The following is a 14857-nucleotide window of genomic DNA, read 5'->3' as shown; positions in this document are numbered from 1 at the left end:
GAGGCTGATGTTTTTTGCGGTGCAGCATCACGTAAAACGGGAGACTCGGCGAGCACTTTATCCAGTTTGGGCCAACCGTGCCGGTGCGCATTGACGAACGTCAATGCCTCGGGTCATCAGGGCGCGAGCGCCGGTCATTGCCGGAGTTTACCCGCGAAAGATATCGAAGGGCTCGATTTTCAGGACTTTGCGAATCCCGACGTAGCTGGAAAACCCCGCGATAAGCAACACCATCGTAAAAGAGAAGGCGAGATTCCAGAACGTGGTGATTGCCGCATAGTTGGGCAGCGTGTGCTTGGCCGCCATGATGACCAGGGTGACCAGACCGACCCCGATGCCATAGCCCGTGAGCGCCGTGAAGGTGGCCATAAAGAGAATCATCTTGACCAGCTCGCTGCCCTTCGCACCGATGGCTTTCAGCGCGCCGAATTTATCGAGATTCTCGATGACGAATGTGTAGAACGTTTGTCCGGAAATGGAAACCCCGACAATGAAGCTGATGATTGTCATGAGCAGAATATTGGTGCCGACGCCGGTCCGATAGATGTAGTAATTCGCAATTCTCTGATTGAATTCGTCCTTCGTAAGCGCGATGTAGCCCAGCTTCGCCACTTGTTGCTTGATCGATGGGATGGCCGCCGACGTCTTCGGCTGAACCAGAATGTACGAGATCGTGAATCGCGTGCCGGGGATGTACTCCACCGCACGGCTATAGGTTGTGTACAGCGTCGGCACGCCGTTCAGACCGTTCGCCGAGACCTGTGCGAGACCGACGATGACGCCGCGAAAGTCGTTAATTTCGAACGTGGTGCCGATCTTCGGATTTCCCAGTTTCTCAATTTCCGGATCGTCAACGACCAGAAAGGCGTTGTCGGCGTAGATGTCGAGAATATTCCCCGACGCCATGTGCGGTCGTCCGAACAGGCTCGCGTCATCGAGGCCGACGACACTCACCGACTGGTAGACGCCGTTGGCAAGCCTGACCTGTGCTCCGCCGATATATAGCGGCGCCGCATATTTGACACCCTCCATGCTAAGCACCGCGTCCAGCAGGTAATTCGGCAAGGGGAACGAGGTCGTCGGCGTATTGACGGCGGGATCGATCACCCATATTTCAGCGCCGACATTCGTGATGGTCGCGTAAGCGCGGTTCAGAATGCCCGCAAACATCGCCGTCATCTGCGTCATCAGAAAGACGGAAAACACGATGCCGACCAGAAGTGCCGAGAATTTCGCCTTGTCGTTGACCAGCAGGCGAAAGCCGATGCGCATAATGCCGAAGTGCTTCATGCTCACTCTCCACCCGTGTCGGTACTCGGTACCTCTCGCCATCCACCGCCAAGTGCCGCGAACAGGGCAACGGTATCCTGCTGGCGTTGCGCAATCGCGGCGACATAGGCAATGGTCGCCTGATGAAACTGAACATCGGCTGCCAGCACATCAAGATAGCCGGCGATGCCTGCGCTGAAATTGACTTGCACCAGGTCCAACGCCATGCGGGCGTCGTTCATTGCCGCTTCCTGAGCCTGTAACGCCTGTGCGTCATGCTCAAGGGCATTCAGCACGTCGGCGACCTGGGCGAATGCGGCAAGTACGGTTTGACGATAGGCGGCCTGAGTCTGATCGAACACGTCGACAGCCGCCTTGCGGCCGTACCATAAGCTTCCGCCTTCAAATACGGGAATCGAAATGGACGGGCCGATACTCCAGAATCTGAACCCTTCGCCGGACAGTCCCGCAAATGTCGTGGCATCTTTCCCGTAGGAACCGCTCAGGCTAATGCTCGGAAACATGGCGGCGGTTGCCACACCGATGTTGGCGCTCGCGACATGCATCTGCGCCTCTGCGGCCAGAATATCGGGCCGCTGCCTGACAAGGTCAGACGGCAAACTCACGGGCAATTCTGCCGGCAGCGTCAACGAGTGCAGTGTCGCCTTGGGTAACTCGGCCTCTACGGGCGATTGTCCTTGCAGCATCGCCAGAAGATCGGCCGATTGACTCATCTTTTGTTCCAGTTGCGCCTCGGCTGCCTGATTGCTGGCGATCAGACTTCGAATGCTCAACACGCTCGCATAGGCGGTCGAGCCTGCGCGAAACTGCACCTCGATGGCCTGCAATTGTTGCTGCTGGAGTGCGATGAGTTCGCGCGTCTCATCCGCCTGAGCAGCATAGGCTGCGTACGCGATCACGGTATTGACAACGTTGGTGCTGAGCGTCAGATACGTGGCCATGGCAACGTATCGCTGGTAGTCCGCCTGAGCGCGCAATGCCTCGACCGCTCGGCGTTTCCCTCCGAAAAGATCGAGAAAATAGCTCACGCTACCGCTCGCCGTGACGAGATTGAACACATTACCCGTTTGCGGTTGCGCACTGTTCAGCAAGGGGGGCGCGTGCTCTCGTACCGCTTGTACCGAGCCACCGATTTGCGGGAAAAAAATGCCATACCCTGCGCGAAGATCGTCTTGACTTTGGCGAAGACTGGCCTGCGCCGATGCAACCGTCGGACTGTTCGATAATGCCCGGTGCACCATCTCGTCGAGCGCTGTCGATCCGAACAATTTCCACCAGTCGGCAGACACGGGGGCACCGGCCGTGAATCGCTGCGTTTCGCCATTCGCCGCGACGGTCTCGGGCGCAAGCCGGTCGCGTGTGTAACGTTCGACGCCGGGCGCTGCAGGCCGGGTGAAATCCGGCCCGACAGCACACCCGGCGACCACGCATAACGTGAGCGCGATGGTCCACCGCGCCACAGATGGGTGCCGAGACCGTACGATAGGCGTTGGCCTGTGCGAGGGCTCCATCATTGCGGCCCGATGAAGACATCGACGAGAAGTCCCGGATAGATCATGGGCAGATCCGCCTTCCTGAACCGGAAAATCACGGGTAACACGCGAAGATCGACCTTCTCCTGTCGTTGATTCGACAATTCGATCTTCGGCGACACGTAGGGCTGCACCCGAACGAATTCGAGAGGCACCTTGACATCGGAGCCTCTGACCGACAGTTGCGCCCGGATGTGACCCGCAGCGGGAAGTCGAGACACCAATATCTCGTCGATATAGCAACGCACCGCGAGATAATCCTGAGGCGCGCCCATGACGATGACCGGTGCGGTCCCGTTGGTATAGGCGTCGAAGACACCCTGTGACGAGACATAGCTTCCGGCTGCGGCGTTCACGGCGAGTATCACCCCGTCCGACTTGGCGGTCAGCGCGTATTTCTGCAACAGCGCGTTCGCAGCGTTGTACGCTTGAGAAAGCGCATCATATTGCCGCTCCTGATTTTCAATGTCGTATCGCCACGCCCCGGCACGGGTCAGATCATATTGACGTTGTGCGACTTCGAGGGCTGCCACCGCCTGCTCGACCGAATCGCGGGCGGTATCCAGCACGTCTTTGCTCACCGACCGGTTGTCCATCTCATAGGACGTGCGGCGCTTCTCGTACTGATCTCGCGCGGCTTTCAGATTCGCCTGCGCCTGATCGACTTGCGCCTTGGCGACATCGAGGTTTTCCTTCCTCGGCTGGGCTTTTAGCGCTTTGAGCATCACTTCGGCTGCGAGCATCTGGGCATGCAACTGCTCGGTTGTCGCGCGCTGCACCGTGTCGTCGATTCTCAGCAGCACGGCACCCTCTCGCACCTTCTCGCCTTCATGCGCGAGAACCTGAGCCACGCTCCCCGAGACCTCCGGATAAATGTTGATGTTGGCCCCCCCACCCTGTTCGCTTTCCACGATGCCGGTGGCATAGATCGCCGCAGGATAGGGGTTGCTCACGGGCGTAAAGGCAGGTGCCTCCGGCCGTCGTTCCTGGCCGAAGAAATAGGCACCGATCAGCGCGATCAGTATGCCGATCGCAGAGGCGACGAAGATCCACTTGTTCTTCATGGCTTCGCCTCGCGGTCCCCGTCGCCGTTGACGATGCGGCCGTCTTCCATGCGAATGATTCTGTCCGCATACTCGTTGATCCGTGCGTCGTGCGTGACGATGACGATGCACCGATTGCTGTCCAGGATCTTTTCCTTGACGAAAGCGATGATCATTCGCCCGGTATCGCCATCCAACGACGCCGTGGGTTCGTCCAGCACCAGTATCTGAGGCGACCCGATGACGGCGCGGGCAATCGCCACACGTTGCTGCTCGCCGCCCGAGAGCTTTACCGGCAGGATTTCGGCGCGATCTTTCAAGCCGACGATCTCCAGGCAATGGCGTGCAGCGTCAATCGATTCGTTCCAGTCCTGCTTTTTGAGGATCAGCGGTATCGCCACGTTCTCGGCGCTCGTGAGCCGTGGAAAGAGGTGATAGTCCTGAAACACGAACCCGATCGTGTTCAACCGGAAATCCGCCAGATCGTCTTTCGATAGCGCCCAGATATCGCTGCCATTCACAATGACCTTGCCGGCATCGGGCCGCAGAATGCCCGACAGCAAGCTCAAGAGCGTGGTTTTCCCGCTTCCCGAAGGTCCGACGATGAAGAGCATCTCGCCAAAGTGGGCGACCAGTTCGACCGAATTGACTGCCGTCGTGCGCGCAGCCCCCTCGCCGAAGCTCTTGGTCAGGTGGCTGGCGACGATTGCCTGAGCCGCAGGAGCACCCGGCATTTCGGTGAGCCTTTTGGGGACAGGAGAAGGCGGCATCAGCGCGTGACCGGCACCAGCCCGGTTTCCTGAAGATACGAGGCGAAATCGCGGTGCCCCTCCGATAGCGTGTCGGCCACCGTCTCGAGTTGATCAAGGGTGTACGCATACTCGTCGGCGGCGCGCGGCAATGGATCTTCCACCCCTGCATCGGACCAGTCTCTCAACGGAAGCACGGTTGGCGCGCAATCGAATATCCACGCCGGCTGGATGCCACCGCTCGGCACATGCCTTGTCCACTCGGAATGGACAATATCGTGGAGAAGCATTGAGTACGTGTATGGAAGCATCAGTTGCGCGCTGATTCGGTCGTAGCGATCCGTCGGATAGCCGACCTGACGCAACATGTCCAGCAGCGTCGTGCGCCGGGCGCGGAAATCGTACCCTCGCGTGAGCAGGGAAAAGCACGTCGCGTCGGCCCTCGAAAGGGTGGTCGCCGCGCCGTCGATCAAGTGTTCGTATCGAGCAAAGCACCGAACGATTCTGGCAAACAAGGTCAGATGACGTTCCGTGAGGCATGAATCGTGGAGGGTGAGCATATTGAACTCCTCGCGCTGTTGGGCGGCGTCGGGTGTGCATTCGGTGCGCCCGATCGGCGTCGGCCCACCTCGTTTGCCAATGCCGCAGGCACGTCGCGCGAGGCGTTACCCCTTGGCTCCCGCAATATGGGTGAGTCGCCGCGTCGCGCTTTGACCGTCCTCAGTCGACATTGCGTTGAACGATTGCATGGCCAATCTCGCGATATCGGCCCAAGCTGCCCATCCATTGGCGGGGCATTCCGTATCGCTTGTCGCCGCCGCGCCGTCGGAGAAAACGCGTTGCCAAGCCTTTTCTGCCGAGTAGTACTGTTCGGCCCACGCCGTCGGCATGCGTGCACTCATCTGCACCAGTCCTTGCCATATGAGGTTCTGCATCCCCAACTGACGGTTGATAAAGGCGAGTTGACTATTGAGCATCTCGCTGAAATCCGATGCACTCTCAATCGCGCTGGCGAATTCCTTGTCGGCATGGAGCAGGCCTTCGTCGGTCTTCAATTGCATTTCGCGCAGGCATTGCAGACTCTCCATCCAGTTTCTGTGGGCATCGAGTACCGCAAACCACTGCGCCTTCCACAGGACAAGTGGGGGATTGGGGTCTTTGGACATGATCGCGTCTCCAGAATGGCGGGCGGTTACCGGATCGTGAGCGCCAAGTCCGGCCGAGAGTCGGAAACGCCACGAGAGCAACATCGAGGCGCTGCAAAATCCAGCATAGCCACACCCACCTCGCCCCGTTTGTCCCACGTCAAGATCGCCACGCACGGCTGTCGTCCGGGGGCAGCATAAAAAAGAATGCCCGCAAAAGCGGGCAAAAAACCCAACTTGCTTACGTCCTTCACGGGGCCGTTTCCGGACGCAAGTGCCAAAACAAGCGCAATATCGGGTAATCGTAGCGTCGGCAGGTGAGTGCCGACAATGTCTCGACAATAGCGCGCTACGGCGGAATCAGGCTTGACATTCCTCAACCTGGGAAAATGTGCCGCAACCGAAAAGGCATGCCGACAGGTGCGGTTTGATGCACGTCAACCTCACATGGAGCACTCGTCGCGCGGCGAAAGAAGCGGCATTACGCTCTAGAGCGGGGGCATATTCGAATTTTCCTCGGTGCTCACGCGCAAGAGGCGCCCTCCTCGCCCCCGAAAGGAGATGCACAGTGTCGGATGACATCGAAAAAACACCCCAGGTGGCGACTTTCGGTCTAGCGAACTCGCCAGCGCCGCACCGCGCAGGTCAAGCGGCAGGGGAAAGCGCGACGGCTCCGCTAACGGGGCGGCGATTGCGCGCGCACAGCGTGCAAGTCGACACGCTGCGCGAAGCGGTCGCCTATCTTCGGCGCGATAGCCAGATCTGCCGCTCCGAAGGGTTCGCGGCGCAGACGCGCCTTCAACTCGAGTACGGCGACGTGGTAGTCGTCGCAACGCTTCAGACGGTGACCGGGGATTGGCTGGAACTCGACGAGATCGGATTGAGCGAAGCGGCCCTGCTCGCCCTCGATGTGGCGGAGGGGGAATGGGTGCGGGTGCGCCACATGCCACCGGTCGAGTCATTTCGTCACGTGCGGGGACGCATGTTCGGCGAAGCCTTTACCCCTGCCGCGCTAGACGAGGTAGTGGCCGATATCGCGGCAGGCCGATATTCACCCATCCAGATTTCCGCGTTTCTGACGACCTGCACGGGCAACCGGCTTTCCGATGACGAGATCATTTCACTTACGCGTGCGATGGTCGCCACCGGCAAGACGCTTCGCTGGCAGGCAGAGTGCATTGTCGATAAGCACAGCGTTGGCGGGCTGCCGGGAAATCGAACCACGCCAATCGTCGTCGCCATCGTGACGTCGCAAGGGTTGGTGATGCCGAAAACATCGTCACGGGCGATCACATCGCCGGCGGGCACCGCCGATACCATGGAAACCATGGCGCCGGTCGATCTCGGCCTGGAGGACATGCGCAGGGTTGTGAATGCCGTCGGCGGTTGCGTCGTGTTCGGCGGCGCGGCGGGCCTGAGCCCTGCCGACGACACGTTGATTCAGGTCGAGCGCCCGCTCGATCTGGACAGCGAGGCCCAGATGATGGCCTCCATTCTGTCGAAGAAGCTGGCCGCAGGCTCGACGCACGTGCTGATCGATGTCCCGGTCGGCCTGACGGCCAAGATTCGCTCCCGAGATGCCAGCGCACTGTTCTCCAAACGCCTGCAAACGATTGGTCATGCACTCGGACTCGATATTTCCACCTATATCTGTCAGGGCGACCAGCCCGTCGGGCGAGGCATTGGCCCCAGTCTTGAAGCCCGCGATGTCCTGTCAGTCCTGCAAAATCGTAGCTACGCACCTGCCGACCTGTTGAACAAGAGCGTGGAAATTGCCGGAAGACTACTGGAGATGGGAGGGAAAGTGCCCCCGGGCGACGGGGAAGCTTGTGCGCGCGCCGTTGTGTCCAGCGGACTCGCCTGGCAGCAGTTTCAGCGAATCTGCGAAGCACAGGGCGGGATGCGCGAGCCGCTGGTCGGCCGACATAGCAAGCCGGTGACCGCCCGCCACGGCGGCATCGTCATGGCCGTGGACAACCGGCACCTGGCTCGGGTTGCCAAGCTGGCAGGCGCGCCGGCCGCAGCGCGGGCCGGTGTCGTCTATGAGGTCTCGATCGGAAAGCCTGTGGTTTCCGGCCAACCCCTATTCACCATTTACGCCGAAAGTCAGGGAGAACTCGATTACGCGTACGAGTATGCCTGTCGTTTTCCCGCAATCGTCGCCGTGGGGGAATCATGAACGATGTTGCCGTCTACCCGTTACCGGGAAACGAACTCTTGGCGCGATCGCTGGCCGATGCGATCGATAGTCCTTTGCAACGGCTCAGCGTGCACCACTTCCCGGACGGCGAACAACTCGTCTCGCTCGAAGGGCCGCTCAGCGCAAAGTCGGTCGTCCTCGTCTGTTCGCTGCATCGGCCGGACGCCAAGATTCTGCCGCTTGTTTTTGCGGCGGACACTGCCCGTGACCTTGGGGCAAGCAACGTGATACTCGTCGCGCCCTACCTGTGCTATTTGCGCCAGGACGCGCGATTCCGCCCTGGCGAATCGGTGTCGGCCTATTGTTTCGGCCGATTGCTCAGCGCCCATATCGACGGTCTGGTGACGATGGAGCCGCACTTGCATCGCCTGCCCTCGCTCTCGGCCGTGTATTCCGTTCCCGTGCGCTCCCCTCATGGCGTAGCCGCCACGGCCGAGTGGATTTCAGCGAATGTCCGAGATCCCCTGATCGTGGGGCCGGACGATGAAAGCAAAGCGTGGGTCACCCAGATCGCCGAACGCATCGGTGCGCCGTGCGTCGTGGCGCATAAGACCCGCGAGGCGGATCGGCGCGTCAGCGTCAAATTGCATGTCCCCCCTGCTTATGCAAAACGCACTGCCGTCATCGTCGACGACATTCTGTCGAGCGGGCAAACCATGCTCGGCACCATTGGCGCGCTCGTTCACCACGGGTTTGGCAATCCGGTATGCATTGCCGTGCATGGCCTGTTCGAAGGTGTGAGCGTCGATGACCTCGTCTCTGCCGGAGCCAGCCGGGTGCTAACCTGCAATACCGTGCCGCACGCCTCGAACGCCATCGACGTCACGCCGGCCTTGGCCGACGCGGTTCGCGATCTGCTGGAGAGCCTGCCGGAGTCTCTCTGAGGGCTGCGGGAAGGCGTAGCGGACAATCGCCTTCCCGCTTGTTTGCCACCTCAGGGCGAGATGATGACTTTCAGCGCATGCGTGCTGGACGCGTCGCCAAACGTCTGGTACGCGTCGAGAATGTTGGCAAGCGAGAAATGGTGGGTAATCAACACACTGGGAGTGAGGCGCCCCGATGCCACGGTCTTCAGCAGCATGGGCGTGGCGGCGGTGTCGACCAGCCGGGTCGTGATGCTGATGTTCCGATCCCACAACGATTCGAGGTGCAAATCCACCTTGCGGCCATGCACGCCGACGTTGGCGATGACGCCGCCCGCAGCAACGATCGACTCGCAAAGCTCGAATGTCGCCGGCACGCCCACCGCTTCGATGGCCGTATCGACGCCCTGACCGCCAGTCAATCGCCGGATGACCTCCACGGCATCTTCCTTGGCGGGTGACACCACGGTCGTGGCGCCGAGTCGCGCCGCTACCTCCAGACGTGCGACGTCGGGGTCGACGACGATCACCTGGGCCGGGGTGAAGAACTGCGCGGTCAGCAGTGCCGCAAGCCCGATCGGACCGGCGCCCACAATGGCCACGCTGCTGCCGGGTTGCACTTTGCCGTTCAGCACGCCGCATTCGAACCCGGTGGGGAGGATATCGCTCAGCATCACCAGGGCGTCCTCGTCAACGCCGACAGGCGCGTGGTACAGGCTGGTGTCGGCATGCGGCGTGCGGACATATTCCGCTTGCGTGCCGTCGATCCGGTTGCCAAGAATCCAGCCTCCCGCCGCGCAGTGGGAATACATCCCCCGCCGGCAAGCGTCGCATTTCCCGCAAGACGAAATGCAGGAGATCAGAACGTGGTCACCGGGTTTGAACGCCGTGACGGCGTCTCCGGCCTGAACAACCTCGCCGACGCCCTCGTGGCCCAGAATTCGCCCCGGCTCTACCGTCGGCACGTCGCCCTTCAGGATGTGCAGATCGGTACCGCATATGGTGGTCTTGCGAACGCGGACGATGGCGTCGGTTGGCGCCAGCAACTGCGGGATGGGCCGGTCTTCCAGCGCGATTTGCTGCGGACCGTGAAACACAAGGGCTTTCATGGTGTGACTCCGTGTTTGGTAGTGTCAGTGCGACATCAGCACGGGCACCGTCATGGTTTCGAGTAGCGTGCGGGTGACGCCCCCAAGCACCCATTCCTGCATGCGCGAGTGCCCGTAGCCGCCCGTTACGATGAGGTCGGTGCTCATGTCCGCCGCGCGAGAGAGCAGCGTCTCGGCGATGCTGATGTCGGTGGTGCCGCGCTCTGGCGTGACTTCCACGTTAACGCCGTGACGCGCGAAGAACATGCCGATGTCGAGTCCCGGGATGGGGCCCAGATCATCGGGCCGGTCGCCGCGACCGACATGCATGACATGCACGGTTTTCGCGGCCATCAGCAACGGCATCGCGTCCGCCGCTGCACGCGCGGCTTCTCGTCCGCCGTCCCAGGCGAGCAAGATGTTATTGAACGCCTTGGGCAATTTTCCGGCGTACGGCAGAATCAGGACGGGACGTCCGCCCCCCAAGACGGCTGACTCGACGAATCCCACCGCAGGCGATGTCTCGGGATCGTTTCGGTCTTGTTGGCCGACGATGACCAGATCCGCATAGCGTGCGTGGGTTCGTATCTCACTGTTCTCCTCGTACTGGGGTGTCAGCCATTCCGGACTCACCCCTTGGCGCTGACAAATGTCTCTAAACATCTGTTCTGCCTGCGCCAGGCGTTTGGTGTCGCTCTCCGGCTCGGGGGGCGGAGGTAGTCCGGCCCCTGCGCTACGGGTAACATCGGGAAACGCCGGTGGGCGAAACGGCAGGTAAATACCCGTGAGGTGAGCGGGTAACCGGCGAGCGAAGTCCACCGCAAGTTCAAGGCGTGCTCGGCATTGCCGACTGTTATCCACATGTACGAGCAAAGTCCGGTAGGTCATGGCGGCTCTCCAGAGAAACGATCTCCTTGCACTGTAGTTCTCGTGCCCGCCGCACCGGTTGATACGGATCAAGCTCTTATCGGACCGCACGCAACATTGGCCGTCCGCCCGGCTTCACGTTGACGCCGGGGGAGCCTAAGGATTGCCTCTGATAGGATGTCGGCGTTGGTGGTGATACAACGACGGCGTCGTCGGCGGCGTGCCGACCTGTATCGGGCGACCTAATGACCAAAATGACCCTACCCGGCCTATTCCGATCCCTCTCGAAGCGAACCGATGGCGCCATTTTCGCGGCGCTATTCGCGGCCATGGTTGCCCTTGCTGTGATTAACTGGCTGGCAGTGCGCACAACGGTGCAGAACAATGTCGACGCGCGGTTCGACCTGCGTACCCGTGCGGCAACGGACAAGCTGGCGACCGCGACGGTGGCGTATCGCGACGCGGTACACATCGCGTCGGATCGTCTCGCGACGACATCCCCAATGGATGCACAGACATGGGGCGCATACGTACAGAGCATGAGGCTGGCCGAACGGCTGCCCGGCTTGACGACACTCGCCGGCTGCGAGCGTGTGGGCAACAGGATCAAGAGAACCGTCGCCTATTCGATAGGAGACGAGGTCACGCTCGGGCCGGACGATTCAATCATGTTGTCCGGCAACCTCCAAACGTCGGATCGCGTCTTCCCGCACACCGATCCGTCGACCGGGCGCTCCTATCTGGTTTTCCTGTCCGACACTCGTCAACCGGCGGTCTGCGCCTACGCCATTGCCAATGTCGATCGGTTCGTTCATGCGGCCATCGGCCCTCTGATCCATGACCTCACGCTGACCATTGCATTTCTCGATGGTGCCGGGCAACCAGTCCCCGTCTTCGACAGCCTTTCCCCGAGCGCGCCCGCCGAACCGCGACCGCCAGTTGAATACCAAACACAGGCTAGCGTGCCGTATGCGGGCAAGCCCACGCTATCCCTCACGTATACGGCTTCCCGCGAGTTTGCGGCATTGCGCGGTGCGGGCGTCGCAGATTGGGTACTCGCGTTCGGCGCTCTCATGAGCGTAGGGACGCTACTCGCCTGGGCGCTCGCCCTGATCGTTCGCCGCCGCGCACGAGCGTTTGGCGAGCGAGAGGCGCTTGACAAGCGCCGATCGCACAGCCGGCTGGTCAGCGTGATCGAGTCCGTGCGCGAGGCGATCATCACTGTCGACGAGCATCAGCGCATTCAGATCTTCAATCCCACTGCGGAGAGCATCTTCCGGTGCAGTGCCATGGAAGTGATTGGCGAGCCGCTTTCACGGTTCATTCCGGAACGGTTTCGAGATGCCCACCATCAGCACATCGCCCGCTTCGGATTGACGGGTGTCTCCGAGCGCCTGATGGGACGCGGCAGGCCGCTGTGGGGGTTGCGCGCGGACGGCGAGGAATTTCCGATGGAAGCCTCGATTTCTCAGAGTGCCGATGCCGAAGGCAAGTTTTACACGGTCATATTGCGTGACGTCACCGAGCAACGGAAAATTGCCAACGCCCTGCAAACCTCCCGCAATGAGCTTGAAAAACTGACGGCTCGTCTCCAGGACGTTCGGGAAGACGAGAAGCTTCGGATCGCAAGAGAGCTGCATGACGACATCGGCCAGCGGCTGACCGCGCTGAAGATGGACGCTGCCATGCTCAAAATCACATTGGGTGGAAAAACGCCGGCGAGCGCCGACATCGTCAGAATCGAGCAATCGATCGACGGCATGATTACGGCAGTTCGCCAGATGGCGGCAGACCTGCGTCCGACGATGCTCGATGATCTGGGCCTTGGTCCCGCTATCGAATGGTTTGCCCAGGACTTTGCGCGCCGTTATGGCGTGGCTATCGACGTTACGGGGGCTCACAGCCTGCCGCCCATCCCTACGGCGCTGGCGACGACGTTATTCCGAATCGTTCAGGAAGCGTTGAACAACGTGGCGAAACATGCGAGAGCGACGTCCGTGACGATCGAACTGTCTTGCGATCGGGATTTTCGGCTGCGTATTTCCGATAATGGCCGCGGGTTGCCGCCAACACGTCCGAAGCCCGATTCGCTGGGCCTCATCAGCATGCGCGAACGGGCCCGCCTGTTCGGCGGAGCGCTGGATATTCGAAGTCCGGCCGACGGCGGAACCATCGTCACCACGGTGATTCCGTTGCCGACCTCGGCGCCCGCCGAGGCGTCGTCGGATTAGCCGTTGGCTAGGACGCTCTGATCCGCAGCACGGCGGCCCCCGAGAACGCACCCCGGCGCAAGTCGTCGAGCGCTGCATTGGCTTGCTCGAGAGGATACGCGTGGGTCTCCACGCGCAGCGGAACGCGCTCGGCCAGCGATAGAAATGCCAGGCCGTCTTCTCTCGTGAGGTTGGCGACGGACCTGACCTGACGCTCGCCCCAGATCAATCGGTAGGGGAACGCCGGAATATCGCTCATATGAATACCCGCGCATACGACGACACCGCCGCGATCGACAGCGGCGAGCGCTTGCGGCACGAGGTCGCCGACCGGCGCAAAAATGATCGCAGCGTCGAGTTGTTGCGGTGCAGGCGCATCGCTCGGACCTGCCCAGCAGGCGCCATGCGATAACGCAAACGCCATGCCCTTTTCGTCGCCGGGTCGAGTGAAGGCATAAACCTCGCGCATTTGGGCCTGGGCGATCTGCGCAATAAGATGGGCTGCCGCGCCGAAGCCATAGATCCCAAGCCGGCGAGCATCGCCCGCCATGCTCAGCGAACGATACCCAATCAGACCCGCGCATAAGAGCGGAGCTGCGGTTGCATCGTCATAGTTCTCGGGCAGCCGGAAAGTGAAGCGCGCTTGCGCCACCACATATTCGGCATAGCCTCCGTTGAGGGTATAGCCGGTAAATTTCGCGGCTGCGCACAGATTCTCGCGCTCGCTCAGACAGAACCGGCAGCAGCCGCAGGTGGCGCCAAGCCACGGCACCCCGACCCTATCGCCGAGCGCGAGTTCGCGGACATCCGCTCCCAGGGCCTCGACCGTCCCGACAATCTCATGGCCCGGGATGATGCCGTCGGGAACGTCGGGAAGGTCGCCGTCGACGACATGCAGGTCGGTACGGCATACGCCGCAGACATTCACCCGTATGAGGACCTGCGTCGGACCTGGGGTGGGCATGGGGATGTCCACGAGCCGGAGTCTGCCGTCAGCGCGTGAAAACTGCATTGCCCGCATGTAGGACCTCTGCTGGAACGGTTGCGTCTATTGGGCCGCGCTCGCCAAATCGTTCAGGCGCTTGGTGTCGATCAGGGTGATCTCGCGTTGCTTGACGCGCAGCGTATTCTGCGCCTGCATACGAGAGAGCATTCGGCTGACGGTTTCCAATTGGAGGCCCAGAAAACTGCCGATTTCTTCCCGCGTCATGCGCAGCAGGAACGCGTTTGGAGAATACCCTCGTGCCGCCAGACGCGCCGACACGTCGAGCAGGAAGCCGGCCAGCCTTGCTTCGCCGCGTGCGATGCCCAATCGCATCAACTGGTTCTGCTCCCGCACGATGCCCGCGGCAATCAGGCGGTGCAACTGGTGCAGCACGACAGGGAACTGTGCGGCAACACTTTCCAGCTCGGAGAACCTGATTGCGCAAACCTGGCTATCTTCGAGCGCGACCGCTTCCGAAACGTACTTGCCGTTCGCAATCGCGCTCAGCCCCAGAATCTCGCCGCCCAACAGGTATCCGGTGACCTGCTCCTTGCCGTCCGGATGCGTAATGACCGTTTTGAACGAGCCTGCACGCACAGCGTATATATGCTCCAGCGCATCACCAGGACGAAACAGTACCTCCCCCCGGCGGATGGTCCGGCGCACGCGGGTGACGCCATCCAGGCGGCGCGCCGATTCGTCGGACAGTCCCTCGGCCAGACAGAACTGGCGCAGCAGGCAGGTGCTGCATCGCGGGATTGCGCCTGCGGGTTCGTCGAAAGCCCGATGCACGTGAATGGCATGCGCATTCGACACAGGGCCAGCTTGATATTCGCGAAGCGGGATGTACATGGTGACCTCCGGCGGATCAACGTCTAGATTGGA

At 61.2% G+C, this 14857-nt stretch carries 13 protein-coding genes; 3 read left to right on the top strand and 10 right to left on the bottom strand.

Going from position 1 to position 14857, the window contains the following annotated elements; all coding sequences use genetic code 11:
* Positions 1 to 147 precede the first annotated feature (147 nt).
* The 6 genes from C266_RS12715 to C266_RS12690 form a co-directional block, all read right to left on the bottom strand.
* Positions 148 to 1290, bottom strand: a complete 1143-nt coding sequence (locus tag C266_RS12715; RefSeq protein ID WP_010804210.1) for an ABC transporter permease — start codon at positions 1288 to 1290, stop codon at positions 148 to 150.
* Positions 1291 to 1292: 2 nt separating this feature from the next.
* On the bottom strand, positions 1293 to 2804 hold the full coding sequence (locus C266_RS12710; protein ID WP_144265810.1) for an efflux transporter outer membrane subunit: 1512 nt from the start codon (positions 2802 to 2804) through the stop codon (positions 1293 to 1295).
* Positions 2801 to 3886, bottom strand: a complete 1086-nt coding sequence (locus C266_RS12705; RefSeq protein ID WP_010804208.1) for an HlyD family secretion protein — start codon at positions 3884 to 3886, stop codon at positions 2801 to 2803. The genes C266_RS12710 and C266_RS12705 overlap by 4 nt, the downstream gene beginning before the upstream one ends.
* Positions 3883 to 4599: an ABC transporter ATP-binding protein gene (locus C266_RS12700; RefSeq protein WP_010804207.1), complete on the bottom strand. Its 717-nt coding sequence runs from the start codon at positions 4597 to 4599 to the stop codon at positions 3883 to 3885. The genes C266_RS12705 and C266_RS12700 overlap by 4 nt, the downstream gene beginning before the upstream one ends.
* 35 nt (positions 4600 to 4634) lie before the next feature.
* Complete coding sequence (locus tag C266_RS12695) at positions 4635 to 5174, bottom strand: hypothetical protein (protein ID WP_010804206.1); 540 nt, start codon at positions 5172 to 5174, stop codon at positions 4635 to 4637.
* A 105-nt stretch (positions 5175 to 5279) separates the two neighbouring features.
* On the bottom strand, positions 5280 to 5780 hold the full coding sequence (locus C266_RS12690; protein WP_036662831.1) for a hypothetical protein: 501 nt from the start codon (positions 5778 to 5780) through the stop codon (positions 5280 to 5282).
* Positions 5781 to 6357: 577 nt separating this feature from the next.
* Here C266_RS12690 and C266_RS12685 point away from each other — a divergent pair.
* Both C266_RS12685 and C266_RS12680 read left to right on the top strand, forming a co-directional pair.
* Positions 6358 to 7938, top strand: a complete 1581-nt coding sequence (locus C266_RS12685; protein WP_168162917.1) for a thymidine phosphorylase family protein — start codon at positions 6358 to 6360, stop codon at positions 7936 to 7938.
* Positions 7935 to 8843 carry a ribose-phosphate diphosphokinase gene (locus tag C266_RS12680; RefSeq protein ID WP_010804203.1) on the top strand — a complete coding sequence of 303 codons (909 nt, stop codon included), beginning with the start codon at positions 7935 to 7937 and terminating at the stop codon, positions 8841 to 8843. Before C266_RS12685 ends, C266_RS12680 begins: the two co-directional genes overlap by 4 nt.
* A gap of 50 nt (positions 8844 to 8893) precedes the next feature.
* Here C266_RS12680 and C266_RS12675 read toward each other — a convergent pair whose 3' ends face one another.
* Both C266_RS12675 and C266_RS12670 read right to left on the bottom strand, forming a co-directional pair.
* Positions 8894 to 9931, bottom strand: a complete 1038-nt coding sequence (locus C266_RS12675; RefSeq protein WP_010804202.1) for a zinc-dependent alcohol dehydrogenase family protein — start codon at positions 9929 to 9931, stop codon at positions 8894 to 8896.
* Positions 9932 to 9955: 24 nt separating this feature from the next.
* Positions 9956 to 10798 carry a universal stress protein gene (locus C266_RS12670; RefSeq protein ID WP_036662829.1) on the bottom strand — a complete coding sequence of 281 codons (843 nt, stop codon included), beginning with the start codon at positions 10796 to 10798 and terminating at the stop codon, positions 9956 to 9958.
* A gap of 308 nt (positions 10799 to 11106) precedes the next feature.
* On the opposite strand from C266_RS12670, the gene C266_RS12665 reads away from it, so the two are divergent.
* On the top strand, positions 11107 to 13008 hold the full coding sequence (locus C266_RS12665) for a PAS domain-containing sensor histidine kinase (protein WP_168162912.1): 1902 nt from the start codon (positions 11107 to 11109) through the stop codon (positions 13006 to 13008).
* A 7-nt stretch (positions 13009 to 13015) separates the two neighbouring features.
* Here the strand turns inward: C266_RS12665 and C266_RS12660 are convergent, their stop codons facing one another.
* Both C266_RS12660 and C266_RS12655 read right to left on the bottom strand, forming a co-directional pair.
* Complete coding sequence (locus C266_RS12660) at positions 13016 to 14008, bottom strand: zinc-dependent alcohol dehydrogenase family protein (protein WP_036662827.1); 993 nt, start codon at positions 14006 to 14008, stop codon at positions 13016 to 13018.
* 27 nt (positions 14009 to 14035) lie between these two features.
* The gene (locus C266_RS12655) at positions 14036 to 14824 is read right to left on the bottom strand and encodes a cyclic nucleotide-binding domain-containing protein (protein ID WP_010804198.1); all 789 of its coding nucleotides are present in this window, start codon (positions 14822 to 14824) and stop codon (positions 14036 to 14038) included.
* Positions 14825 to 14857 lie beyond the last annotated feature (33 nt).

It is taken from the genome of Pandoraea sp. SD6-2 (assembly GCF_000389825.1).
Lineage (GTDB): Bacteria > Pseudomonadota > Gammaproteobacteria > Burkholderiales > Burkholderiaceae > Pandoraea > Pandoraea communis.
The sequence above is the reverse complement of the archived record's forward strand: the minus strand, read 5'-3'. Positions and strand labels throughout refer to the sequence as shown.

Coding starts and splice junctions, on each gene's coding strand:
- C266_RS12705 (WP_010804208.1), bottom strand. CDS start 3,886: ATGAAGAACAAGTGGATCTTCGTCGCCTCTGCGATCGGCATACTGATC.
- C266_RS12700 (WP_010804207.1), bottom strand. CDS start 4,599: ATGCCGGGTGCTCCTGCGGCTCAGGCAATCGTCGCCAGCCACCTGACC.
- C266_RS12670 (WP_036662829.1), bottom strand. CDS start 10,798: ATGACCTACCGGACTTTGCTCGTACATGTGGATAACAGTCGGCAATGC.
- C266_RS12690 (WP_036662831.1), bottom strand. CDS start 5,780: ATGTCCAAAGACCCCAATCCCCCACTTGTCCTGTGGAAGGCGCAGTGG.
- C266_RS12660 (WP_036662827.1), bottom strand. CDS start 14,008: ATGCGGGCAATGCAGTTTTCACGCGCTGACGGCAGACTCCGGCTCGTG.
- C266_RS12695 (WP_010804206.1), bottom strand. CDS start 5,174: ATGCTCACCCTCCACGATTCATGCCTCACGGAACGTCATCTGACCTTG.
- C266_RS12710 (WP_144265810.1), bottom strand. CDS start 2,804: ATGATGGAGCCCTCGCACAGGCCAACGCCTATCGTACGGTCTCGGCAC.
- C266_RS12675 (WP_010804202.1), bottom strand. CDS start 9,931: ATGAAAGCCCTTGTGTTTCACGGTCCGCAGCAAATCGCGCTGGAAGAC.
- C266_RS12680 (WP_010804203.1), top strand. CDS start 7,935: ATGAACGATGTTGCCGTCTACCCGTTACCGGGAAACGAACTCTTGGCG.
- C266_RS12655 (WP_010804198.1), bottom strand. CDS start 14,824: ATGTACATCCCGCTTCGCGAATATCAAGCTGGCCCTGTGTCGAATGCG.
- C266_RS12665 (WP_168162912.1), top strand. CDS start 11,107: ATGGTTGCCCTTGCTGTGATTAACTGGCTGGCAGTGCGCACAACGGTG.
- C266_RS12715 (WP_010804210.1), bottom strand. CDS start 1,290: ATGAAGCACTTCGGCATTATGCGCATCGGCTTTCGCCTGCTGGTCAAC.